At 70.9% G+C, this 22373-nt stretch carries 24 protein-coding genes; 18 read left to right on the forward strand and 6 right to left on the reverse strand.

What is annotated here, in order from left to right; translation table 11 throughout:
• Positions 1 to 26: 26 nt before the first annotated feature.
• The 6 genes from ACFWMZ_RS03575 to ACFWMZ_RS03600 form a co-directional block, all read right to left on the reverse strand.
• Positions 27 to 1283 (reverse strand): M48 family metalloprotease, encoded by a 1257-nt coding sequence (locus ACFWMZ_RS03575; protein ID WP_383172486.1) that lies wholly within the window; start codon positions 1281 to 1283, stop codon positions 27 to 29.
• A gap of 60 nt (positions 1284 to 1343) precedes the next feature.
• A complete protein-coding gene (locus ACFWMZ_RS03580) occupies positions 1344 to 1961 on the reverse strand; it encodes a Pycsar system effector family protein (protein WP_383199371.1) in 618 nt (205 codons plus the stop codon).
• The gene (locus ACFWMZ_RS03585; RefSeq protein ID WP_383199374.1) at positions 1958 to 3544 is read right to left on the reverse strand and encodes a hypothetical protein; all 1587 of its coding nucleotides are present in this window, start codon (positions 3542 to 3544) and stop codon (positions 1958 to 1960) included. The genes ACFWMZ_RS03580 and ACFWMZ_RS03585 overlap by 4 nt, the downstream gene beginning before the upstream one ends.
• 41 nt (positions 3545 to 3585) lie before the next feature.
• Positions 3586 to 5973: a hypothetical protein gene (locus ACFWMZ_RS03590; protein ID WP_383199376.1), complete on the reverse strand. Its 2388-nt coding sequence runs from the start codon at positions 5971 to 5973 to the stop codon at positions 3586 to 3588.
• A complete protein-coding gene (locus ACFWMZ_RS03595; protein ID WP_383199378.1) occupies positions 5970 to 6968 on the reverse strand; it encodes a hypothetical protein in 999 nt (332 codons plus the stop codon). Before ACFWMZ_RS03595 ends, ACFWMZ_RS03590 begins: the two co-directional genes overlap by 4 nt.
• Positions 6969 to 7160: 192 nt before the next feature.
• Entirely contained in the window at positions 7161 to 7856 is a 696-nt protein-coding gene (locus tag ACFWMZ_RS03600; protein ID WP_003948653.1) for a Crp/Fnr family transcriptional regulator, read from the reverse strand.
• Between the two features lie 590 nt (positions 7857 to 8446).
• Here ACFWMZ_RS03600 and rpsL point away from each other — a divergent pair.
• The 18 genes from rpsL (at position 8447) to rplN (ending at position 22373) form a co-directional block, all read left to right on the forward strand.
• Positions 8447 to 8818, forward strand: coding sequence for a 30S ribosomal protein S12 (gene rpsL, locus ACFWMZ_RS03605; protein ID WP_003948652.1), 372 nt, complete (start codon positions 8447 to 8449; stop codon positions 8816 to 8818).
• Positions 8819 to 8820: 2 nt separating this feature from the next.
• Positions 8821 to 9291, forward strand: a complete 471-nt coding sequence (gene rpsG / locus ACFWMZ_RS03610; RefSeq protein ID WP_003948651.1) for a 30S ribosomal protein S7 — start codon at positions 8821 to 8823, stop codon at positions 9289 to 9291.
• A gap of 39 nt (positions 9292 to 9330) precedes the next feature.
• Positions 9331 to 11457 (forward strand): elongation factor G, encoded by a 2127-nt coding sequence (fusA, locus tag ACFWMZ_RS03615; protein ID WP_383172469.1) that lies wholly within the window; start codon positions 9331 to 9333, stop codon positions 11455 to 11457.
• 152 nt (positions 11458 to 11609) lie between these two features.
• Positions 11610 to 12803 (forward strand): elongation factor Tu, encoded by a 1194-nt coding sequence (gene tuf, locus ACFWMZ_RS03620; RefSeq protein WP_023418934.1) that lies wholly within the window; start codon positions 11610 to 11612, stop codon positions 12801 to 12803.
• A gap of 226 nt (positions 12804 to 13029) precedes the next feature.
• The gene (locus tag ACFWMZ_RS03625) at positions 13030 to 15405 is read left to right on the forward strand and encodes a SpoIIE family protein phosphatase (protein ID WP_383172461.1); all 2376 of its coding nucleotides are present in this window, start codon (positions 13030 to 13032) and stop codon (positions 15403 to 15405) included.
• A gap of 142 nt (positions 15406 to 15547) precedes the next feature.
• Positions 15548 to 15961, forward strand: coding sequence for an aspartate 1-decarboxylase (panD, locus tag ACFWMZ_RS03630; RefSeq protein ID WP_383172457.1), 414 nt, complete (start codon positions 15548 to 15550; stop codon positions 15959 to 15961).
• A gap of 539 nt (positions 15962 to 16500) precedes the next feature.
• Positions 16501 to 16809: a 30S ribosomal protein S10 gene (rpsJ, locus tag ACFWMZ_RS03635; RefSeq protein ID WP_003948644.1), complete on the forward strand. Its 309-nt coding sequence runs from the start codon at positions 16501 to 16503 to the stop codon at positions 16807 to 16809.
• Between the two features lie 14 nt (positions 16810 to 16823).
• A complete protein-coding gene (gene rplC, locus ACFWMZ_RS03640) occupies positions 16824 to 17468 on the forward strand; it encodes a 50S ribosomal protein L3 (protein WP_383172455.1) in 645 nt (214 codons plus the stop codon).
• Between the two features lie 7 nt (positions 17469 to 17475).
• The gene (gene rplD, locus ACFWMZ_RS03645; RefSeq protein ID WP_383172453.1) at positions 17476 to 18129 is read left to right on the forward strand and encodes a 50S ribosomal protein L4; all 654 of its coding nucleotides are present in this window, start codon (positions 17476 to 17478) and stop codon (positions 18127 to 18129) included.
• Entirely contained in the window at positions 18129 to 18545 is a 417-nt protein-coding gene (gene rplW, locus ACFWMZ_RS03650; protein WP_383172451.1) for a 50S ribosomal protein L23, read from the forward strand. Before rplD ends, rplW begins: the two co-directional genes overlap by 1 nt.
• Before the next feature lie 38 nt (positions 18546 to 18583).
• Positions 18584 to 19420, forward strand: a complete 837-nt coding sequence (gene rplB / locus ACFWMZ_RS03655; protein WP_383172449.1) for a 50S ribosomal protein L2 — start codon at positions 18584 to 18586, stop codon at positions 19418 to 19420.
• A gap of 12 nt (positions 19421 to 19432) precedes the next feature.
• Positions 19433 to 19714 (forward strand): 30S ribosomal protein S19, encoded by a 282-nt coding sequence (gene rpsS / locus ACFWMZ_RS03660; RefSeq protein WP_383172447.1) that lies wholly within the window; start codon positions 19433 to 19435, stop codon positions 19712 to 19714.
• A 43-nt stretch (positions 19715 to 19757) separates the two neighbouring features.
• Positions 19758 to 20105: a 50S ribosomal protein L22 gene (gene rplV, locus ACFWMZ_RS03665; RefSeq protein ID WP_004571827.1), complete on the forward strand. Its 348-nt coding sequence runs from the start codon at positions 19758 to 19760 to the stop codon at positions 20103 to 20105.
• Positions 20105 to 20935 (forward strand): 30S ribosomal protein S3, encoded by an 831-nt coding sequence (gene rpsC, locus ACFWMZ_RS03670; protein WP_003948637.1) that lies wholly within the window; start codon positions 20105 to 20107, stop codon positions 20933 to 20935. The genes rplV and rpsC overlap by 1 nt, the downstream gene beginning before the upstream one ends.
• Positions 20936 to 20940: 5 nt before the next feature.
• The gene (rplP, locus tag ACFWMZ_RS03675) at positions 20941 to 21360 is read left to right on the forward strand and encodes a 50S ribosomal protein L16 (protein ID WP_003948636.1); all 420 of its coding nucleotides are present in this window, start codon (positions 20941 to 20943) and stop codon (positions 21358 to 21360) included.
• Positions 21360 to 21584, forward strand: a complete 225-nt coding sequence (rpmC, locus tag ACFWMZ_RS03680; protein WP_003948635.1) for a 50S ribosomal protein L29 — start codon at positions 21360 to 21362, stop codon at positions 21582 to 21584. The genes rplP and rpmC overlap by 1 nt, the downstream gene beginning before the upstream one ends.
• Entirely contained in the window at positions 21584 to 21871 is a 288-nt protein-coding gene (gene rpsQ / locus ACFWMZ_RS03685; RefSeq protein ID WP_003948634.1) for a 30S ribosomal protein S17, read from the forward strand. The genes rpmC and rpsQ overlap by 1 nt, the downstream gene beginning before the upstream one ends.
• Positions 21872 to 22004: 133 nt before the next feature.
• On the forward strand, positions 22005 to 22373 hold the full coding sequence (gene rplN / locus ACFWMZ_RS03690; protein ID WP_003948633.1) for a 50S ribosomal protein L14: 369 nt from the start codon (positions 22005 to 22007) through the stop codon (positions 22371 to 22373).

A 22373-nucleotide genomic window follows, 5' to 3' on the forward strand; every position in this document is an offset into this window, starting at 1 on the left:
CCGCCCTTCGGCGTGTCCGGGGCCGGTCAGCGCGGGGGCTGGGGCTGGAGCCAGGGCTGGAGGTGGTGCAGGCGGGTGTGGTGGTCGGGGTGGGTGGCCAGGAGCTTGGCGATGGCCGACTCCTTGGGGAGCTGGGTGCCGGCGGCGCGGGCGGCCAGGGCGGCCTGCTGCCTGGCCGTCTGGTCGGCCTGGTGCATCTGGTGCAGCACGGAGGCGAGCATCGGGGCGAAGCCGAGGGCGGCGGCGTGCTGGTCGGCCCGGAGTTCCGCGCGGCGGCCGACAGCGGCCAGCGCGTAGGGGGCGGCGAGGATCAGCAGGGGCAGCCCGTACAGGGTGGTGAGGGTGGCGAACGCGACAATGCCGAGGAAGAGGGCGATCACCAGGAAGCCCAGGGCCGAGAAGACCGCGGCGACGCGCAGGGTGACGACGGCGAGGAACCGGATCACGCGGTAGGCGAGCCGGGCGGGCAGGGCGTACCAGTGGCCGAGCAGGGAGGCCCAGGCGTGGCCGCCGACGTGGTGGCCGAGTTCGTGGGCGAGGACGGCGGCGAGTTCGCCGTTGGGCAGGCGGTTGAGGGCGAAGGTGGTGACGCCGACGATGTGGCCGGCGGCGGCGACCGCGTTGAGGTCGGTGTCGTTCTCCTCGATCCACAGCTCGTAGTTCTGCGCGTCGACCCCGGCCCGCGCGGTCACCTCCTGCCAGACGGGCGCCAGCCGGTTGAACTCCTCCTGCGTCGGGTGGCGCAGCCCCAGCATGCGGCGGGCGAGGGTCCCCTCGGTCGGGCGGTGGAAGACCAACAGGCCGCTCAGGAGCCAGGCCAGGATGCCAAGGGGGGCCAGCCCGCCCAGGAGGAGCAGCGAGACCAGGCTCACCACGACCAGGCTGGAGAGGAAGTGCGGCAGGTAGATCAGGAGCGACCCGAGCGCGGTGGCGTCCGCGTGCCGCTGGTGCGCCTTGAGGTAGACCCGCCGCTGGTCGGTGCTGATGTGGTGGGCGTGGAGCGGGGCCGGGGCGGTGGGCCGCGGCGGGATAGCGGGCTGGGGTTGGGGCGGTACGGGCGGTACGGCGTGCTGAGCCGGGGGCTGGGGGTACGCCGGGGGCGGGGTCTGCGGGACATGGGCCGGGTACGCCGGGGGCGAGGTCTGAGTCGGGTACGCCGGGGGCGCGGGTGGCGGGGTGGGGCCGGCGGGGTAGGCCGGGGGCTGCTGGGGGTACTGCGGGGGCGTGGGCTCGGCGGCGGGACGCGGGTCGGTGCTGTCCGGCGGGTTGGGTGTGCTGGTCATCGGGTACCTCGCGGTGCGGTGGTGGCGTGAGCGGTGCCGTGCGGAGGCGGGCGGTGCGGCTCAGCCGGTGAGGACGGCCGTGGGGAGCAGGAGGCTGCCGGCGCTGAAGGCGATCAGCCCGGCCCTGATCCAGCGGTGCTTGGCGGCGGCGATCCGGCTGGTCCCGGTCAGGGCGCGGGCCAGTCCGTGCAGCGGGTCGCGGTCGGTGGCGGCCAGGGCCCGGGTCAGCTCGGCCTCGCCCGCCGCCGCTGCCTGGCGGATGTCGGCGAAGTAGGAGAGCGGGTCGCCCGGGGCCCAGGCGTCGGTGCGGTAGCGGGGGAGGACCGCGAGGAGCAGGGCGAGCAGGGAGACGGCGAGGGCGGCGGTCCCGGCCCACCACAGGACGAGCCCGGCGGAGCCGAGCGAGCCCGGGGCCCAGTCCTTGCCCGCCAGCAGGCCGGTGAAGACGCCCGCCGTCATGCCGAGCGCCGCCACCAGCACGGCCGCCTTGCTGTCGGCCCGCCCGATCTCGGTGTGCAGGTCGGCGAGGAGACGGGCGGCGACGGTGGCGCCGGGCGGGGGCGGGGCCGGGGCCGCAGAGGACGGGAGCGGCAGGTGGGCGGGGTGGGGCCGGGTGTGGTCGGTGTCCTGGTCCGGGGGCGGGGCGGGGTCCGGGGTGGTGAGGTCGAGGTCGGTCATGGGGTGCCGTCCTGGGCGGGGGTGGCGTCGTCGGGCCGGGTGCCGTGCTGGGGCTGGCTCTCCGGCTGGGCCTCGGTGGGCTGCGGGCCGGGGTGGGGCGGTGGCGTCGGGGCCGGGGGAGCGGGTGGGGGCTGGGCCGGGCCCGGGGCGGTGGGGACGGTGCCGTAGCCGGGCGGGGCCTGCCAGGGCTGGGGCGGGGGCGCGTACGGGTTGGGCTGGGCGTACGGGCCCGCCGGGGCGCCGGGGGCGTAGGGGCCGGCCGGCGGCGGGAAGGCGTACGGGTTGGCCGGCGGCTCGGGGGTGGGCGGGGCCGGCGGGGCGTACGGGGTGCCGGGTGGCGGGGTCGGCGGGGCGCCGTCGGACGGGGTGCCGTCGGACGGGGTGCCGTCGGACGGGGCGGGGTGCTGGGGGAGCTGCGGGGCTTCCGGGACCGCCTGGCCGGGGACGGTCTGGCCCGGGTAGGGCGGGGTCTGCGGGGGCGGTGGGCCGATGACCGGGGGCTCGTGGGGGACGCCGGGGAGGCGCTGGTTGAAGATCTCCGTCATGGTGCGCAGGGCGAGTTTCTTCGGCTCGTCCAGCTCGTACGCCTCGGCGTGGTCGCCCTTGAGGACCTGCTCGACCAGCTGGAGCTGGGAGTGCATGAGCTGGATCTGGTCCTGGCGCATGTTCTCCATGACCAGCCGCATGTCCTCGGGGTGCTCGGCGAGGCGGAAGGCGAGGGCGTGGATGCCGCCCTGGGCCAGGTGGTGCTGGTAGTAGTCGATCTTCTGGGCGTTGACCCGCTGGAGCTCCATCTGCTGGTAGCTGGCGGCCAGCGCCCGCTCGTGCTGCCACCGCTGCTGCTCCAGGGCGAGCTGGTGCGCCTGTTCGCCGTAGGCCGTGGAGCGGCTGAGCTGGAGCGCGTCCTGCTGGAGGTCGCGCTTGTGGCGGACCAGGTCGGCCTGCATGCCGCCCTGGTCGGCGCGGATCTGCTCGGCCACGTTCTGGTCGATCTCGCGCAGGCGCCGCTGGTGGGCGATGTCGCCCTCGTCGCGGCGGACCCGCAGCGTCCAGGTGACCTGGAGCCCGGCCGTCGCCCCGAGCGGGCCGAGCCCGGCCGTCGCGCGCAGCAGCTCCCGCTCCGCCTCGGCGCTGGCCGAGACCGGGAAACGCCGGGTGACCGGGCGCGCCGCCTGCTGCAACTCGCCGATGAGCAGCGCCGGTACGTCCCGGTGGCCGCCGGCGACGTACCGCACCGGGTCGACCACCTGCCAGGAGAAGTCGACCTCGGCGCCGAACTCGAAGGCGTCGTTGTCGCTGGGCAGCGCGAGCTCCTCGCGCCACGGGTGGATGCCCATGTCCACCTCGTAGACCGAGGTGTAGCGCTTGGCGGCGACCTCGCTGCGGCTGGGCCTGCGCGGCGGCAGGTAGACCTCGTGGCCGCCGCGCGGGGTGGTGAAGACCAGGGCGTGGTCGATGCGGGTGAGGGCCTTGCGGTTGAACTCGAACCGCGAGATCTGCCGCACGGTCAGCACGGGGTCGCGCAGCTCCGTGTGGCGGTCGGCGTTCTGCTGCCACTCCGGCGGGCGGCGGTAGTCGGGCATGGCTCGCGTCTCCTCGGCGTGCGGTGGTGCGGTACGGCGGTTCAGCGGGGCTGGGGTACGGGGTGGCCGGCGGCGGGTACGACGGTCAGCAGGCGGGCGGCGACCGGCGGCGGGGGCGCGCCGTCCTCGCCGGGCATGGTGCGCAGCAGGTGGGCCAGGCGCAGGGCGTCCTCCGGTGCGGCGACCAGCGCCGGGAGCAGCGCGGCCAGCGCCCACTCGACGTCCTGGCGGTGGGCGGCGGCCAGCACCCACAACCGCAGCACCTCAAGCGCGTCCCGGCTGTGCAGGGAGTCGCCGAGGGCCGCCCGCCACAACCGGGTCAGGCCGTGCGCGGCCCAGGCGGTGGCCGGTTCCGCGACGGCCTCGCGGTACCAGTCGAGGACCAGTGGGCGGCCCTGCGGGTACTCCTTGTCCGCGCGCTCCTCCTCGGCCGGGTCCGTGCCGACGCGGGTCTCCGGGTCGGTACGGAGTTCCGCGCCCCGGCCGCAGGCGCGCAGGAATCCCGCGAGGGTGAGGTCGCGGGCGGGCCGGTCCACCTCGTAGGTGGCCAGAAGCTCGGCGAGGACCGTCTCGCGGGCCTCGGAGAGGAGCAGCAGCTCCACCGCCCCGGCCAGCTCCTCGACCATCACCTCGTCCAGCGGCGCCGGCGGGTCCTCGCGCCGGGACTCCTCGTACTCCTTGCGGACCACCGTGCGCAGGACGCGCAGGGTGCGGGCCGGGCGCTCGGGGCCGATCAGGGCGTGGGTGCGGATCGCCACCCAGCGCATCGGGCGGTCCTCGCCCTGGCTCCAGCCGTCCAGGATGCGCGGGACGTTGGGGGCGCCCACGAAGTGGGCCAGGGCCAGGGCACTGGCGGCGACCATGCGGTGGCGGTAGCGCGGGGAGGCCGCCCACTCCTCGATCAGCAGGGCCATCGCCGAGGGCAGGTCCGCGTGGGCGAGGACGGCCGTGGTCGCCGCCGCCCGGGTGCGTACCAGCGGGCGGCCGTCCTCGGCGAGCGCGCACAGCCAGCGGACCAGCGCGGGCCGCGCCGAGGGGTGGCCGGTCCACAGCTCCCGCAGCAGAACCAGGGCCGCCCGGTCGTCGCGGAAGGCGGCCACCCACTGCCGGACCGGGCCCCACTCGGTCGCCTCCTCGGCCTGGCGCCGCTCGGCGCGGGCCAGCTGGAGCCGCTTGCCGATGTGGGTGCCGAAGACCGGCACGTCGGCGGGGGCGTGCGGGCGCTGGGTGCGCAGCAGTTCGGCGTAGAGCCGGTCGCTGAGTTCGGCGGTCAGCGCGTACGGTCCGCCGTCGAAGGCGGCCAGCGAGATGAGGAACGCCTTGTCGCGCAGGGGCAGCGCCGCCTCGTCCTCCTCGAACCACTCCCGCACCTGGCTCTCCAACGCCCCCAGCGAGAAGGCGTCCAGCTCGTCCGCGGGCAGGCCGCCGGCCGCGTGCCGGGCCAGCGCCGGGGCGAAGGCGGCGGCCTCGCGGAGCTGGTGGTCGCGGGCGAGGAAGCCGGTGACGGCGGGGAGGGCGAGGAGGCGGGCCGACTCGCGCCCGGTGTACTCCTCGCGCGTCGCCGGGTCCGGGGCGGTGGCGCGCAGGTGGGCGGTGAGGTGGGCGGTGAGCACCTCGGCGACCGAGGGCGGCTGCCAGCCGACCGGGTCGACCTCCTCCAGGACGGCGGTGGGGCCGACCGTCACCACCAGGTAGCCGTCGTGCGCGGCCAGCCGGTCGCGGACGGCCAGCAGGTGCGGCTCGCGCAGCGGGCGGGTGCGGTCGGCCATCAGGTCGCAGAGCACGTAACCGACCGGTCCCGCGGCGGGCGCGCCCTCGCCCCTGCCCTGCTCGGCGCGCTGCTGCTCGGCGTCGAGCTGCGCGGCCAGTTCGGCGGGCGGGCGGTCACGGAGCAGGGAGCGTACGGAGGTGGCACCGGCCCGGCGGAGCAGCATCAGCGCGGCGGTACGGCGGCCGGTGAAGGCGGCGCCCCGGACGACCAGGACCCGTTCCTCGCGCAGCCGGTCCGCCAGGGCGGCGAACACCTCCTCGTCGGCCACGAACGACTCGGCCAGCCGCTCCAGCGTCGCCGCCGGCACCTCGCCCGAGGCGTGCGGCGCGGGCGGCCCGAGCTGCCAGATCTCGGTCTTGCTCCCCATGATCACGTCACCGGCGACCCGCCCGCCGGAGACACCGTGCTGGTCCCCGGTGACCAGGGCGCCGCCGAACCCGGCGCCGGAGCCGATCCGCAGGGCCGGCGGCGCGTGGTCGGCCAGTTCCCGCCGGGACGACCAGGCGTCCTGCGGGCGGTCCTGCTCCTCGGCCGCCTCGTCCTCTTCCTCGGCCTGGGCCTGGCCCTGCTGCGGCTGGGCGTTCGGGTCGGACGGGGGCGGGGGCGGGCCGTTCGGGGCGGGGTTCGCCGGGGGAGCGGCGGTGTCGGGGGTGCTCATCGCGGGCCTGCCTCGCCGGTGCCGGGGGTCTGCGGGGCGTCGGGGGAGGGGGCAGCGGGGGCGTCCTGCTCCGGGGTGCCTGCGCCGGGGGCGTGACCGCTCGGGGCGTGTCCGCTCGGGGTGCGCCCCGGGCGCGGGGGCCCGCCGACGCTGCCCATCACGACGTCGCCCTCGACCCGGCCACCGGAGACGCCGTGCTGGTTCCCCATGACGAGGCCGCCGCCGAAGACGGGGGCGCCGCCGGTGAAGTGGATGCCCGCCGGGGGCTGGGGCGAAAAAGCCGGCGCGGGCGCCGAGGTGGAGGTGGAGGCCGAGCCGCCCCCCGACGGCCCGGCCTCCGTTCCCCCGGCCGGTCCCGGGCGCTCCCCCGAAGCGTCCGGGACCGGGGTCGGTGCGGGCCCCGCCGCCGCGGCCTGCCCCGAGGCGGGGACCGGGCCGAGGAGCCAGGCGGGCAGGGGCCCGTTCTTGCTGGCGAGGGTGACCTCGTGGAACTCCTCGGTGGGAATGCCGAGATGGTGGTGGCGGACGATCCCGGCGTAGACGCTCTGGGAGACGCAGAGCGCCACGTCGCCGGGACGCTCGCGCAGGGCGGCCCGCAGGAGGTCGGCGTCGAGGAGGCGGCAGGCGTGGTTGAGGTCGCTGCCGACCCAGATGCCGCGCTCGTCCAGCGCGATGAACCCGCTGGCCACCACGGCCCGCAACCGCATCTGGGCGGCGCTGGAGGCCATCCGGTTGACGGCCTTGAGCTGGGCGGGCAGCTCCGAGATGACCGAGCGGAGCACCTGCGGCACGGAGACGTTCGGGTCGATGAACTCCAGGACGCTGTCGCCCTGGTCGGCCCGGAGCCGCAGCGTCTCGTCGATCCCCGCCCGCTCCATGGTCCGGTCCACCACGTCGTACAACATCCGCCGCAGGAAAGCCTGTTCGACGTCGTCGCGGTCGCTGAACTTCTCGATGTCGACCAGCAGCATCGTCCGGTTGACGGGATCGTTCATCGTGCCCTGCCTACCTCTCGGAACGGCCCTCGGGACCGGAGTGCGAACGGCTGTACCCGGCCCGGCGCGGACTCTGCCGGGCGAGTGATCTCAGAGTGGCGCCCGAGCGCCGGCCCGCGTGAGGACGGATGGCTCCCTCGGACTGTGACGGTGTTTACAGAGAGCGGGGCGAGCGACGGCCCGCCCGGCCCGTCAGGGACCGCCCCCGGCGATCCGGCGCAGCACGTCGGGCCGCCGTACGACCAGCGCCCGCCGCCCGGTGACGACGGCGTCCCGGTCCCGCAGCTCCTTCAGCAGCCGCTGCACCATCTCCCGCGACGCCCCGACCGAGCCGGCCAACTCCTGCTTGCTGAGCGGTACTTGCAGCTCGACCCCGTCGGCCGTCCGCTGCCCGAACCCGCGCGCGAGCTCCAGCAGGAGCGAGGCGAACCGCTCCCGCACGGTCATAGAGGCGAACTCCAGCCGGCGCCGGTCCGCCGCCCGGGTGCGGTCCGACACCAGCGCCAGCAGCGTCATCGACACCTGGGGTGCCGAACGCAGGAACTCCGTGAACCGGGCCGGCTCCACCGCGACCGCCCGCACCTCCTCCAGCGCCGTCACGTGCGCCGAGCGGGGCTTGCTGGTCAGGGCCGCGAACTCGCCCACGATGTCGCCGGGTCCGCGCAGCGCGAGCAGCGCCTCGTACCCGTTGGGGGCCGCGGCCGTCACCTTGGTCCACCCGGTCAGCAGGAGCAGGACGTGCGCGGAGGGCTCGTGCTCGCGCAGCAGGGCCTGCCGGGGTGCGTACGTCATCGGTGAGCCGAGGGCGAGGAGCGCCTGCCGCTCGCCGCCCTCCAGCCGGGCCAGGAACGGCACCCGGTCGTCCAGCCCGTCTCCCCCGGCCGTCATCGGCCCCCTCCCCGTGGTTCCCCGTACCGCGTCCGCGCCCGTGCGCCCCGTCCGGCGGTGCGGACGGGGGGGGACGGGTCAACGTACTGACCCCCCGGCCCAGGTGGCCCGCCCTTGACCGGAATGAATCCCCCCGCCCCGTTACTCGGCGAAAAAGCTGCGCTCTGTGGCCGAAAACACACAGAGGGTGCGAGCGGGCGTGGCAGGAGTCACCGATCGATTCCGGCCAGGGCTCCCCTGGCACCACCTCGTGGCCCGGTGTAGCGTCGCCGGCGGGACCAGAAGACGATCATGCAGCGGAGGGTGCCGGTCCGCCCCGGGGTACGGGGCGTCTGACCAGCGCGTCCGCTGCGCGTGCATTTGTTTTGACCGAACTCCGTGCGATAGGTACGCTCAGACCTTGTGCCTGGGGTGTGTCTGGGCTCCCGTGCGTGTCAGGACCGCTCGGTGAGCGATAGGCGTCAGCACCGCAATCTGCGCTTCTCCCGATCTGCTAGCGGGGCTCCGCGGTATTCGACACGCCCGACCGCGTGGGTCGGGAATGTTCCAGGTTAGCTTTACCTGTTCGGCACACAGAAACCGGAGAAGTAGTGCCTACGATCCAGCAGCTGGTCCGTAAGGGCCGGCAGGACAAGGTCGAAAAGAACAAGACGCCCGCACTCGAGGGTTCGCCCCAGCGCCGCGGCGTCTGCACGCGTGTGTTCACGACCACCCCGAAGAAGCCGAACTCGGCCCTCCGTAAGGTCGCGCGTGTGCGTCTGACCTCGGGCATCGAGGTCACGGCCTACATCCCGGGTGAGGGACACAACCTGCAGGAGCACTCCATCGTGCTCGTGCGTGGTGGCCGTGTGAAGGACCTGCCGGGTGTTCGCTACAAGATCATCCGCGGCTCCCTCGACACCCAGGGTGTCAAGAACCGCAAGCAGGCCCGCAGCCGCTACGGCGCCAAGAAGGAGAAGTAAGAATGCCTCGTAAGGGCCCCGCCCCGAAGCGCCCGGTCATCATCGACCCGGTCTACGGTTCTCCTCTGGTGACCTCCCTCATCAACAAGGTGCTGCTGAACGGCAAGCGCTCCACCGCCGAGCGCATCGTGTACGGCGCCATGGAGGGCCTGCGCGAGAAGACCGGCAACGACCCGATCATCACCCTGAAGCGTGCGCTTGAGAACATCAAGCCCACCCTCGAGGTCAAGTCCCGCCGTGTCGGTGGCGCGACCTACCAGGTCCCGATCGAGGTCAAGCCCGGCCGTGCCAACACGCTGGCGCTGCGCTGGCTCGTCGGCTACTCGCGCGCCCGCCGTGAGAAGACGATGACCGAGCGCCTCATGAACGAGCTTCTCGACGCGTCCAACGGCCTCGGTGCCGCTGTGAAGAAGCGCGAGGACACGCACAAGATGGCCGAGTCCAACAAGGCCTTCGCGCACTACCGCTGGTAGTCGCTACCCCCATCGAGACCGAGAGAAGACTGAAGCCTTATGGCTACCACTTCACTTGACCTGGCCAAGGTCCGCAACATCGGGATCATGGCCCACATCGACGCGGGCAAGACGACGACCACCGAGCGGATTCTGTTCTACACCGGTGTCTCGTACAAGATCGGTGAGGTCCACGACGGCGCTGCCACGATGGACTGGATGGAGCAGGAGCAGGAGCGCGGCATCACGATCACGTCCGCCGCGACGACCTGCCACTGGCCGCTCGAGGACGTCGACCACACCGTCAACATCATCGACACCCCGGGCCACGTGGACTTCACGGTCGAGGTGGAGCGTTCGCTCCGCGTCCTCGACGGTGCCGTCACCGTGTTCGACGGCGTCGCCGGTGTGGAGCCGCAGTCCGAGACTGTCTGGCGCCAGGCGGACCGTTACGGCGTCCCGCGCATCTGCTTCGTCAACAAGCTGGACCGCACCGGCGCCGAGTTCCTGCGCTGCGTCGACATGATCACGGACCGCCTCGGCGCGACCCCGATCGTCATGCAGCTGCCGATCGGTGCCGAGGCCGACTTCCAGGGTGTCGTCGACCTGGTGACGATGAAGGCGTACGTCTGGTCGGCGGAAGCCGCCAAGGGCGAGATGTACGACACCATCGAGATCCCGGAGACCCACACCGAGCTGGCCGCCGAGTGGCGCGGCAAGCTGCTGGAGACCGTCGCCGAGAACGACGAGGCGATGATGGAGCTGTACCTGGAGGGCGAGGAGCCCTCCGTGGAGCAGCTGTACGCGGCCATCCGCCGCATCACCATCGCCTCCGGCAAGTCCGCCGACACCACGGTCACCCCGGTGTTCTGCGGTACGGCGTTCAAGAACAAGGGCGTTCAGCCCCTGCTCGACGCGGTCGTGCGCTACCTCCCCTCGCCCCTCGACGTCGAGGCCATCGAAGGCCAGGACGTCAAGGACGCGGAGAAGGTCGTCTCCCGCAAGCCGTCCGACGAGGAGCCGCTGTCGGCGCTGGCGTTCAAGATCATGAGCGACCCGCACCTCGGCAAGCTCACCTTCGTGCGCGTCTACTCGGGCCGTCTCCAGTCCGGCACCTCGGTGCTGAACTCGGTGAAGGGCAAGAAGGAGCGCATCGGCAAGATCTACCGCATGCACGCCAACAAGCGTGAGGAGATCGAGTCGGTGGGCGCCGGTGACATCGTCGCCGTCATGGGTCTCAAGCAGACCACGACCGGTGAGACGCTGTCCGACGAGAAGGCCCCGGTGATCCTGGAGTCCATGGACTTCCCGGCTCCCGTCATCGAGGTCGCGATCGAGCCCAAGTCCAAGGGTGACCAGGAGAAGCTGGGTGTCGCCATCCAGCGTCTCGCGGAGGAGGACCCCTCCTTCCAGGTGCACACCAACGAGGAGACCGGCCAGACCGTCATCGGCGGTATGGGCGAGCTCCACCTCGAGGTCCTGGTCGACCGCATGAAGCGGGAGTTCCGGGTCGAGGCCAACGTTGGTAAGCCGCAGGTCGCCTACCGTGAGACGATCCGCAAGACCGTCGAGCGGATCGACTTCACCCACAAGAAGCAGACCGGTGGTACGGGTCAGTTCGCCAAGGTGCAGATCGCGGTCGAGCCCCTGGTGGACAGCGAAGCGAGCTACGAGTTCGTGAACAAGGTCACCGGTGGCCGCATCCCGAAGGAGTACATCCCTTCGGTGGACGCCGGCTGCCAGGAGGCCATGCAGTTCGGCATCCTCGCCGGTTACGAGATGACCGGTGTGCGCGTGACCCTGCTCGACGGTGCCTACCACGAGGTCGACTCCTCCGAGCTCGCCTTCAAGATCGCCGGTTCGCAGGCGTTCAAGGAGGGTGCCCGCAAGGCCGGCCCCGTGCTCCTCGAGCCGATGATGGCCGTAGAGGTCACCACGCCCGAGGACTACATGGGCGACGTCATCGGTGACATCAACTCCCGCCGTGGCCAGATCCAGGCCATGGAGGAGCGGGCCGGTGCCCGGGTCGTCAAGGGCCTGGTGCCGCTCTCGGAGATGTTCGGCTACGTCGGCGACCTCCGCAGCAAGACCTCGGGTCGCGCAAGCTACTCGATGCAGTTCGACTCCTACGCCGAGGTTCCCCGGAACGTCGCCGAGGAGATCATCGCGAAGGCCAAGGGCGAGTAACTCTTCGGAGCACACGCTTTAGGCTTGTCACCGGAAGCCCGCGGACACCTCGTCCGCACCCCGGAAGGGGTGTCCCGGGCCCCGGCATCCCAGCAAAGATCACCTGGCGCCGATGAGTAAGGCGTACAGAACCACTCCACAGGAGGACCCCAGTGGCGAAGGCGAAGTTCGAGCGGACTAAGCCGCACGTCAACATCGGCACCATCGGTCACATCGACCACGGTAAGACGACCCTCACGGCCGCCATTACCAAGGTGCTGCACGACGCGTACCCGGACCTGAACGAGGCCTCGGCCTTCGACATGATCGACAAGGCGCCCGAGGAGCGCCAGCGCGGTATCACCATCTCCATCGCGCACGTCGAGTACCAGACCGAGACGCGCCACTACGCGCACGTCGACTGCCCTGGTCACGCCGACTACATCAAGAACATGATCACCGGTGCGGCGCAGATGGACGGCGCCATCCTGGTGGTCGCCGCCACCGACGGCCCGATGCCGCAGACCAAGGAGCACGTGCTCCTGGCCCGCCAGGTCGGCGTGCCGTACATCGTCGTCGCGCTGAACAAGGCCGACATGGTGGACGACGAGGAGATCCTGGAGCTCGTCGAGCTCGAGGTCCGTGAGCTCCTCTCCGAGTACGAGTTCCCGGGCGACGACCTGCCGGTCGTCAAGGTCTCGGCCCTGAAGGCCCTTGAGGGCGACAAGGAGTGGGGTGAGTCCGTCCTCAACCTGATGAAGGCTGTCGACGAGTCCATCCCGGAGCCCGAGCGTGACGTCGACAAGCCGTTCCTGATGCCGATCGAGGACGTCTTCACGATCACCGGTCGCGGTACGGTCGTCACCGGCCGTATCGAGCGTGGTGTCCTCAAGGTCAACGAGACCGTCGACATCATCGGCATCAAGACCGAGAAGACCACCACCACGGTCACCGGCATCGAGATGTTCCGCAAGCTGCTCGACGAGGGCCAGGCCGGTGAGAACGTCGGTCTGCTCCTCCGTGGCATCAAGCGCGAGGACGTCGAGCGCGGCCAGGTCATCATCAAGCCCGGTTCGGTCACGCCGCACACCGAGTTCGAGGCCCAGGCCTACATCCTGTCGAAGGACGAGGGTGGCCGTCACACCCCCTTCTTCAACAACTACCGCCCGCAGTTCTACTTCCGCACGACGGACGTGACCGGTGTGGTGAACCTCCCCGAGGGCACCGAGATGGTCATGCCGGGCGACAACACCGAAATGCGCGTCGAGCTGATCCAGCCCGTCGCCATGGAGGAGGGCCTGAAGTTCGCCATCCGTGAGGGTGGCCGGACCGTGGGCGCCGGCCAGGTCACGAAGATCATCAAGTAATTGATGGCCTCGCGCTGATCTGGTAGCTCTCCGAGCTGCTTGAGAAGGGCCCGTACGACCTCGTGTCGTACGGGCCCTTCGGCGTGTGCGGGGTGTCGCTGGGCTGGAGGAGCTCTCCGGCGGCGGGGCGGGGGAGTCACCCGAGGTCCCGGCCCGGAAGGCGGAGGTGCGGGTGCGGGGACATGATGGGGGCACCGACCCGGTGAGAGGCGGTGGTGACGGCATCATGGGTGCGAGTGAGGCGGGTGAGGGTCCGCCCGGCGGTGTTGCGGCGGCGCTGGTCGATCGCCGGGGTGTCGTGAAGGGCTGGTCGCGTGCCGCCGAGGAGTCGCTGGGGCTCCCCGCGGCCGAGGTACTGGGCCGCTCCGTCCGGCGGCTGCTGGCCGAGCCCGATCCCCGGTCCGCGCTGCCGGAGAGCGGCGAGGCCGTGGTGCGGTGCGGCCGTACCGGAACCCTCGCCGTGCGCTACACCACCGAAAGGCTGCGGGGGTCCTCGGTCGCCCTGCTGCTGGCGGTCGCCGCCGACCGGGCCACCAGGGCCGAGCAGGCCGAGGACGTGTTCCGGGGTCTGCTCTCGCAGGACCGCGTCGGGTTCCTCCTGCGGGACACGGATCTCGCCGTCCTGCGGACCAACGTGCTGCCCGGGGAGTTCGGCGGGCCGCCTCAGGCGGTGGGCAGCCGCCTGTCCGACGTGATGCAGCCGGAGGACGCCGCCGAGACGGAGGAGACGCTGCGTGAGGTGCTGGAGACCGGCACCGCCCTGGCCGCGGAGGAGCAGCACGTGCGCTCCTCCCATCCGCCGTACCGCGAGTGGTCGCTCTCCTACTCCGCCGTGCGGACCGAGGACGCGGAGGGGCGTCCCACGGGCGTCGCGATCTGGCTCACCGACGCCACCGAGCACTGGCGCGCCGCCCGCCGGGCCGATCTGCGCCACCGGGCGTCGGCGGGGGTCGGGAACTCGCTCGACATCAACCGGACGGCCCAGGAGATCGTCGACAGCCTGGTCCCGGAGTTCGCCGACGCCTCCTGGGTCGATCTGTCCGACGCCGTCCTCACCGGCGACGAGCCGCCCAGGACGTCCGGCGGGGGAGACCTCTTCCTGCGCCGGGTCGCGGTGCGCTTCGCGGGCGGGAAGCCCTGGCCCTCCCACCTCCTGCCGGTCGGCGCGGCCATCCCGGTCTTCCCCGATATGCAGATGGTGCGCGACGTCCAGGAGGGCCGCACCATCGTGGTCGACCGGCGGGAACTGGAGGAGGCGCTCACCGATCCGGCGCGCATCCGCCTGGCGGTGCCCGAGGGGGGCCACTCCCTGGCCATCGCCCCGCTCTTCGCCCGGGGCCTGCTGCTCGGGACGGTGGGCGTCTGGCGTACCGAGCGGCCCGAGCCCTTCGACGAGGACGACGCGTACCTGCTGACCGAGATCGCCGCACAGGCCGCGCTCGGGGTGGACAACGCCCGCCGGTACACCCGGGAGCACCGCGCGGTGGACAGCCTCCAGCGGCGCCTGCTGCCGCAGGCGTCCACCTCCACCCGGGTCATGGAGACCACCGGGTCGTACGTGCCCGCGGAGGCCGGTGCCGAGATCGGCGGCGACTGGTTCGACGCGCTCGCGCTGCCCTCGCTGCGGACGGCGCTGGTCGTCGGCGACGTGTTCGGCAGCGGGCTGCACGCCACCGCGACCATGGGGCGGCTGCGTACCGCCGTGCAGACCCTGGCCGACCTGGAGCTGGCACCCGACGAGATGCTCACCCAACTCGACGCGCTGGTCGCCCGGCTGGCCGCCGAGGCGGAGCCCGCGCACCGCGACACGGTCGGCGCCACCTGTCTGGTCGCGCTGCACGACCCGGTCACCGGGCGCTGCACGATGGCCTCGGCGGGCCATCCGCCGCCGATCCTGTCCGTCACCGACGAGCCCGCGGACCCGGTCGCCCTCCAGCCGGGGCCGCCTCTCGGGGTGGGCGGCCTGCCGTTCGAGACCGCCACCGTGGAGGTGCCGCCGGGCAGCGTCCTCGCCCTGTACACCGACGGCCTGCTCCGGCGCTACGGGGCCGACCTCGACGCCGGCACCCGCGGCCTCGCGGACCGCCTGGCGCGCCTCCAGCACACCGAGGTGGGCCTGCCCTCGCTGGCCAAGTCGCTGATGGCCGGGGGTGACGGGTCGCCCTTCCGCGACGACGCTGCCCTGTTGCTCGCCCGTCCCTCCGCGCTGGCCCCGGACGACGTCGCGAGCTGGGAGTTCCCGGCGGAGCCCGGCTCGGTGGCCTCCGCACGCAACGCGGCCACCGGCAAGCTCACCGAGTGGGGGCTGGAGGCCAACGCCTTCGTGACCGAGCTGATCGTCAGCGAACTCGTCACCAACGCCGTGCGGCATGCGGGCGGCCCCGTCGGCCTGCGCCTGATCCGCGGCGACGAGGTCCTCTACTGCGAGGTCACCGACCCCAGCAACACCCAGCCGCGCCTGCGCCGCGCCCGCACCACCGACGAAGGGGGCCGCGGCCTCTTTCTGGTCGCCCAGCTCAGCCGCCGATGGGGGAGCCGGTACGGACAGAGCGGGAAGACGATCTGGGCGGAGCAGGAGTTGTCGGCGGAGTTCTCGGTGTGAGCGCCGCCCCCACCCTGACGGCCGGCCGGCCGCCGTAGAGGCCCGGGGAGCGCTACCCTGGGCAGCGATTCTCCACAGCACTGACAGAGAGCCCTTGACCTGGAAGAACGCAGGCAGGGAGCCAAGCTTCGGGAGTACCGCGATGCTGCGCACCATGTTCAAGTCCAAGATCCACCGCGCCACCGTCACCCACGCCGACCTGCACTACGTCGGCTCGGTGACCGTCGACGCCGATCTGATGGACGCCGCCGACCTGCTCCCCGGCGAGCTGGTCCACATCGTCGACATCACCAACGGCGCCCGGCTGGAGACCTACGTCATCGAGGGCGAACGAGGCTCCGGCGTTCTCGGCATCAACGGTGCCGCCGCCCACCTCGTCCACCCCGGTGACCTGGTCATCCTCATCAGCTACGCCCAGGTCGACACCACCGAGGCCAAGACGCTCCGCCCCGCCGTCGTCCACGTCGACGCGGAGAACCGCATCGTCGCCCTGGGGGCGGACCCGGGGGAGCCGGTACCGGGGAGCGAGCAGCTGCGGAGCCCGCGGAGCGTGTAGCTCCGGCGCGTACGGCGAGGGGCCCCGGCACGGTCGTCGTGCCGGGGGAACGGGCGTCCGGGAGGCGTGTCCGGGGTTCTTCGGAGCCCGTCCGGACGCGTGCGCGTTTGACCGCGGGAGGGCCGGGGGTAAGCTTCTCGGCTCGATTGGCTCAATGCGGGGACCGTGTGGCAGACTGTCCGGGTTGCTCGGTTGAGTGCCGATGCCGCGCGCCTCCCGCCGGGAGGACTGGAAGCGAGTCCCACAGTACTCGTCGCCTCAACTGCCCCAGGTTCGCCGAAGGCAGCGCTGTGGCGGACGTACGGGAATCTTCCGGGAAGCGTGTGCGGGGTGCCGACCAGGCGCCCGGTGGTCACCACATCGCAAGGTGTGGCTTCACCGGTCCGCGTGGCCACGGTGTGGAACGCAGCCCCCCAGATGGGATTCCGCGAGGAAATTTCGTACGGGCGGGAAGGCGACACACCCGACCGCGTGGGTCGGAGAGAGAGACCGGACCCCGGGTCCCAGAGCGTTACGAGAGACAGGACTACCAAGTAGCCATGGCGGGACAGAAGATCCGCATCCGGCTCAAGGCCTACGACCACGAGGTCATCGACTCTTCGGCGAAGAAGATCGTCGAGACGGTGACCCGCACTGGTGCGTCGGTCGCAGGCCCGGTGCCGCTGCCCACTGAGAAGAACGTGTACTGCGTCATCAAGTCGCCGCACAAGTACAAGGACTCTCGCGAGCACTTCGAGATGCGCACCCACAAGCGCCTCATCGACATCCTCGACCCGACGCCCAAGACCGTTGACTCTCTGATGCGACTCGACCTTCCGGCCGGCGTCGACATCGAGATCAAGCTCTGAGAGGCGCGCTAGAGATGGCTAAGCAGATTAAGGGCATCCTGGGCGAGAAGCTCGGCATGACCCAGGTCTGGGACGAGAACAACCGGGTTGTCCCGGTGACCGTCGTCAAGGCCGGGCCCAATGTCGTGACCCAGGTCCGCACCAATGACACCGACGGCTACGAGGCCGTGCAGATCGCCTTCGGCGAGATCGACCCGCGCAAGGTGAACAAGCCCCTCAAGGGTCACTTCGCCAAGGCCGACGTCACCCCTCGCCGTCACCTCGTCGAGATCCGTACCGCCGACGCCGGCGAGTACACCCTCGGCCAGGAGCTGAACGCCGACACCTTCGAGGCAGGCCTCAAGGTCGACGTGACCGGCAAGAGCAAGGGCAAGGGCTTCGCCGGTGTCATGAAGCGTCACAACTTCAAGGGCCTCGGCGCCGGACACGGCACCCAGCGCAAGCACCGCTCGCCCGGTTCCATCGGTGGCTGCGCCACCCCGGGTCGTGTGTTCAAGGGCCTCCGCATGGCGGGCCGTATGGGCAACGAGCGGGTCACCACCCAGAACCTGACCGTCCACGCCGTTGACGCGGAGAAGGGACTGCTCCTCATCAAGGGCGCCGTCCCCGGTCCGAACGGCGGCCTCGTCCTGGTCCGTACCGCGGCCAAGGGGGCCTGAGGTAACGATGAGCACCATTGACATCCTTTCGCCGGTAGGCGACAAGGCCGGGACCGTCGAGCTCCCCGCGGAGATTTTCGACGCGAAGACCAGCGTTCCGCTGATCCACCAGGTCGTCGTCGCCCAGCTGGCCGCTGCCCGACAGGGCACGCACAAGACCAAGTCGCGTGGCGAGGTGCGCGGCGGTGGCCGCAAGCCGTACCGCCAGAAGGGCACCGGTCGCGCCCGTCAGGGTTCGACCCGCGCTCCGCAGTTCGCCGGCGGTGGCGTCGTCCACGGTCCCGTACCGCGTGACTACTCCCAGCGGACCCCGAAGAAGATGAAGGCCGCCGCCCTGCGCGGTGCCCTCTCGGACCGGGCCCGCCACGACCGCATCCACGTCGTCACCGGCGTGGTCGAGGGCGAGATCTCGACGAAGGCCGCCAAGGGTCTGCTCGGCAAGATCAGCGAGCGCAAGAACGTGCTCCTGGTCATCGAGCGCTCCGACGAGGCCGCGTTGCTCTCCGCCCGCAACCTGCCCCAGGTGCACATCCTGGAGCCGGGCCAGCTGAACACGTACGACGTGCTCGTCTCGGACGACGTGGTCTTCACCCAGGCCGCCTTCGAGTCCTTCGTGTCCGGCCCCAAGGCCGTTAACGAGACCGAAGGGAGCGACGCCTGATGGCCACGCGTCACCCGAGCATTGCCCCCAAGGCGGCCAAGGCCGCCAAGGCCGCGCGCGTCGCCAAGGCGAAGCGCCACGCCTCGGAGGGCAAGCACACCGTCGAGACCCCGCTGAGCAAGAGCTTCACGGACCCCCGTGACGTTCTCGTCAAGCCGGTCGTCTCGGAAAAGAGCTACGCGCTCCTCGACGAGAACAAGTACACGTTCATCGTCGCGCCCAACGCCAACAAGACCCAGATCAAGGAAGCCGTCCAGGCGGTCTTCGAGGTCAAGGTCACCGGGGTGAACACGATCAACCGCCAGGGGAAGCGCAAGCGGACCCGCACCGGTTTCGGCAAGCGTGCCGACACCAAGCGCGCCATCGTGACCCTCGCCGAGGGCGACCGTATCGACATCTTCGGCCAGGCCTCCTAACGGAGCGCCCTGGTCCGATATCGGACGAGGACTGAGAAATGGGTATCCGCAAGTACAAGCCGACGACTCCGGGCCGTCGTGGGTCCAGCGTCGCCGACTTCGTCGAGGTCACGCGGTCCACGCCGGAGAAGTCGCTGGTCCGCCCGCTGCACAGCAAGGGCGGCCGTAACAACACCGGTCGTGTGACCGTTCGCCACCAGGGTGGCGGACACAAGCGCGCCTACCGCGTGATCGACTTCCGTCGTCACGACAAGGACGGCGTGCCGGCGAAGGTCGCGCACATCGAGTACGACCCCAACCGCACCGCGCGTATCGCGCTGCTGCACTACGCGGACGGCGAGAAGCGCTACATCCTCGCCCCCCGCAACCTGTCGCAGGGCGACCGGATCGAGAACGGTCCCGGCGCGGACATCAAGCCCGGCAACAACCTGGCGCTCCGCAACATCCCGGTCGGTACGACCCTCCACGCCATCGAGCTGCGGCCCGGCGGCGGCGCGAAGTTCGCCCGTTCCGCGGGTGCCTCCGTGCAGCTGCTCGCGAAGGAAGGGGCCATGGCCCACCTTCGTATGCCGTCCGGCGAGATTCGTCTGGTCGACGTCCGCTGCCGCGCCACCATCGGCGAGGTCGGCAACGCCGAGCAGTCGAACATCAACTGGGGCAAGGCCGGCCGCAAGCGCTGGCTGGGCGTCCGCCCGTCCGTTCGCGGTGTGGCGATGAACCCGGTTGACCACCCCCACGGTGGTGGTGAGGGCAAGACCAGCGGTGGTCGCCACCCGGTCTCCCCCTGGGGTCAGAAGGAGGGTCGTACGCGTTCTCCCAAGAAGGCGAGCAACAAGTACATCGTCCGCCGCCGCAAGACGAACAAGAAGCGCTAGGAGCGGGTTTAGATGCCGCGTAGTCTCAAGAAGGGGCCCTTCGTCGACGACCACCTGATCAAGAAGGTGGATGTCCAGAACGAAGCCGGCACCAAGAACGTCATCAAGACCTGGTCCCGTCGCTCGATGATCACTCCGGCCATGCTCGGCCACACGATCGCGGTGCACAACGGCAAGACCCACATCCCGGTGTTCGTCACCGAGTCGATGGTCGGCCACAAGCTCGGCGAGTTCTCGCCGACTCGCACCTTCCGCGGCCACGTCAAGGACGACCGGAAGTCGAAGCGCCGCTAAAGGCGGGGTGGAAACGACTATGACTAACACCGAAGGGACAACCATGGAAGCCAGGGCCCAGGCGCGGTACATCCGCGTCACGCCCATGAAGGCCCGCCGCGTGGTGGACCTCATCCGTGGCATGGATGCCACGGAGGCTCAGGCGGTCCTGCGTTTCGCCCCGCAGGCCGCGAGCGTGCCGGTCGGCAAGGTGCTGGACAGCGCCATCGCCAACGCCGCGCACAACTACGACCACACCGACGCCTCTTCGCTGGTCATCAGCGAGGCGTACGTGGACGAGGGCCCGACCCTGAAGCGGTTCCGGCCGCGCGCCCAGGGCCGTGCCTACCGGATCCGTAAGCGGACCAGCCACATCACCGTGGTCGTCAGCAGCAAGGAAGGAACCCGGTAATGGGCCAGAAGGTAAACCCGCACGGGTTCCGGCTCGGTGTCACGACCGACTTCAAGTCGCGTTGGTACGCCGACAAGCTGTACAAGGACTACGTCAAGGAAGACGTCGCCATTCGTCGCATGATGACGAAGGGCATGGAGCGGGCCGGCATCTCCAAGGTGGAGATCGAGCGCACCCGCGACCGCGTCCGCGTTGACATCCACACCGCTCGTCCGGGCATCGTCATCGGCCGCCGCGGCGCCGAGGCCGACCGCATCCGCGGCGAGCTGGAGAAGCTCACCGGCAAGCAGGTGCAGCTGAACATCCTCGAGGTCAAGAACCCCGAGACCGACGCTCAGCTGGTGGCCCAGGCCGTCGCCGAGCAGCTGTCCTCGCGTGTCTCCTTCCGTCGTGCCATGCGTAAGAGCATGCAGTCGTCGATGAAGGCCGGCGCCAAGGGCATCAAGATCCAGTGTGGCGGTCGTCTCGGCGGCGCCGAGATGTCCCGTTCGGAGTTCTACCGCGAGGGCCGCGTGCCCCTGCACACGCTCCGCGCCAACGTGGACTACGGCTTCTTCGAGGCCAAGACGACCTTCGGCCGCATCGGCGTGAAGGTCTGGATCTACAAGGGCGACGTCAAGAACATCGCCGAGGTTCGCGCCGAGAACGCCGCGGCCCGTGCCGGCAACCGCCCGGCCCGTGGCGGCGGCAACGACCGCCCGGCCCGTGGCCGTGGTGGCGAGCGTCGCGGTCGTAAGCCGCAGCAGCAGTCCGCGCCGGCTGCCGAGGCCCCCAAGGCCGAAGCGCCCGCCGCTGCCGCTCCGGCTGAGAGCACCGGAACGGAGGCCTGAGGGTCATGCTGATCCCCCGTAGGGTCAAGCACCGCAAGCAGCACCACCCGAAGCGGAACGGTATGGCCAAGGGCGGTACCGAGGTCGCGTTCGGCGAGTACGGCATTCAGGCGGTCACCCCCGCCTACGTGACGAACCGCCAGATCGAGGCCGCTCGTATCGCGATGACCCGCCACATCAAGCGTGGCGGCAAGGTCTGGATCAACATCTACCCGGACCGTCCGCTCACGAAGAAGCCCGCCGAGACCCGCATGGGTTCCGGTAAGGGTTCGCCCGAGTGGTGGATCGCGAACGTCAAGCCGGGTCGGGTGATGTTCGAGCTGTCCTACCCGAACGAGAAGATTGCGCGTGAGGCGCTTACCCGCGCTGCTCACAAGCTTCCGATGAAGTGCCGGATTGTTCGGCGCGAGGCAGGTGAGTCGTGATGTCGGCCGGTACCAAGGCGTCCGAGCTGCGCGAGCTGGGCAACGAGGAGCTTCTGGCGAAGCTCCGCGAGGCCAAGGACGAGCTGTTCAAGCTCCGCTTCCAGGCGGCGACGGGTCAGCTTGAGAACCACGGTCGGCTGAAGGCCGTCCGTAAGGACATCGCCCGGATCTACACCCTGATGCGCGAGCGCGAGCTGGGCATCGAGACGGTGGAGAGCGCCTGATGAGCGAGAGCAACGTGACTGAAGAGACCAAGGACGCCCGCGGCTTCCGCAAGACCCGCGAGGGTCTGGTGGTCAGCGACAAGATGGACAAGACCGTCGTCGTCGCCGTCGAGGACCGCGTCAAGCACGCCCTGTACGGCAAGGTCATCCGCCGTACGAACAAGCTCAAGGCCCACGACGAGCAGAACGCTGCCGGCGTCGGCGACCGCGTCCTCCTGATGGAGACCCGGCCGCTGTCCGCCACCAAGCGCTGGCGCATCGTCGAGATCCTCGAGAAGGCCAAGTAATCCCTTCCGGGACTACAGGCAAGAGCATCCCTCCGAGGGGTAACCCTCGGACCAGTTCCGCCAGGCTCGGCAGGGGAGCGGCCCCACGGGGTTCCTCCCCTGCCGGGAACCGGCAGACGATCAGGAGATAGACGTGATCCAGCAGGAGTCGCGACTTCGCGTCGCCGACAACACGGGTGCGAAGGAGATCCTCACCATCCGCGTTCTCGGTGGCTCGGGCCGCCGCTACGCGGGCATCGGTGATGTCATCGTCGCCACCGTCAAGGACGCGATCCCGGGCGGCAATGTGAAGAAGGGTGACGTCGTCAAGGCGGTCATCGTTCGCACCGTCAAGGAGCGCCGTCGCGCGGATGGCTCGTACATCCGCTTCGACGAGAACGCCGCCGTCATTCTGAAGAACGACGGCGACCCCCGCGGCACCCGTATCTTCGGCCCGGTCGGCCGTGAGCTGCGCGAGAAGAAGTTCATGAAGATCATCTCGCTCGCGCCGGAGGTGCTGTAA

This window comes from Streptomyces sp. NPDC058373, assembly GCF_042723275.1.
Taxonomy (GTDB): domain Bacteria; phylum Actinomycetota; class Actinomycetes; order Streptomycetales; family Streptomycetaceae; genus Streptomyces.

Coding starts and splice junctions, on each gene's coding strand:
- rplV (WP_004571827.1), top strand. CDS start 19,758: ATGGAAGCCAGGGCCCAGGCGCGGTACATCCGCGTCACGCCCATGAAG.
- rpmC (WP_003948635.1), top strand. CDS start 21,360: ATGTCGGCCGGTACCAAGGCGTCCGAGCTGCGCGAGCTGGGCAACGAG.
- rplC (WP_383172455.1), top strand. CDS start 16,824: ATGGCTAAGCAGATTAAGGGCATCCTGGGCGAGAAGCTCGGCATGACC.
- rpsQ (WP_003948634.1), top strand. CDS start 21,584: ATGAGCGAGAGCAACGTGACTGAAGAGACCAAGGACGCCCGCGGCTTC.
- rplP (WP_003948636.1), top strand. CDS start 20,941: ATGCTGATCCCCCGTAGGGTCAAGCACCGCAAGCAGCACCACCCGAAG.
- ACFWMZ_RS03625 (WP_383172461.1), top strand. CDS start 13,030: ATGGGTGCGAGTGAGGCGGGTGAGGGTCCGCCCGGCGGTGTTGCGGCG.
- ACFWMZ_RS03575 (WP_383172486.1), bottom strand. CDS start 1,283: ATGACCAGCACACCCAACCCGCCGGACAGCACCGACCCGCGTCCCGCC.
- rplW (WP_383172451.1), top strand. CDS start 18,129: ATGGCCACGCGTCACCCGAGCATTGCCCCCAAGGCGGCCAAGGCCGCC.
- ACFWMZ_RS03580 (WP_383199371.1), bottom strand. CDS start 1,961: ATGACCGACCTCGACCTCACCACCCCGGACCCCGCCCCGCCCCCGGAC.
- panD (WP_383172457.1), top strand. CDS start 15,548: ATGCTGCGCACCATGTTCAAGTCCAAGATCCACCGCGCCACCGTCACC.
- ACFWMZ_RS03595 (WP_383199378.1), bottom strand. CDS start 6,968: ATGAACGATCCCGTCAACCGGACGATGCTGCTGGTCGACATCGAGAAG.
- ACFWMZ_RS03585 (WP_383199374.1), bottom strand. CDS start 3,544: ATGCCCGACTACCGCCGCCCGCCGGAGTGGCAGCAGAACGCCGACCGC.
- ACFWMZ_RS03590 (WP_383199376.1), bottom strand. CDS start 5,973: ATGAGCACCCCCGACACCGCCGCTCCCCCGGCGAACCCCGCCCCGAAC.
- rplB (WP_383172449.1), top strand. CDS start 18,584: ATGGGTATCCGCAAGTACAAGCCGACGACTCCGGGCCGTCGTGGGTCC.
- rplD (WP_383172453.1), top strand. CDS start 17,476: ATGAGCACCATTGACATCCTTTCGCCGGTAGGCGACAAGGCCGGGACC.
- ACFWMZ_RS03600 (WP_003948653.1), bottom strand. CDS start 7,856: ATGACGGCCGGGGGAGACGGGCTGGACGACCGGGTGCCGTTCCTGGCC.
- fusA (WP_383172469.1), top strand. CDS start 9,331: ATGGCTACCACTTCACTTGACCTGGCCAAGGTCCGCAACATCGGGATC.
- rpsJ (WP_003948644.1), top strand. CDS start 16,501: ATGGCGGGACAGAAGATCCGCATCCGGCTCAAGGCCTACGACCACGAG.
- rpsC (WP_003948637.1), top strand. CDS start 20,105: ATGGGCCAGAAGGTAAACCCGCACGGGTTCCGGCTCGGTGTCACGACC.
- rpsG (WP_003948651.1), top strand. CDS start 8,821: ATGCCTCGTAAGGGCCCCGCCCCGAAGCGCCCGGTCATCATCGACCCG.
- rpsS (WP_383172447.1), top strand. CDS start 19,433: ATGCCGCGTAGTCTCAAGAAGGGGCCCTTCGTCGACGACCACCTGATC.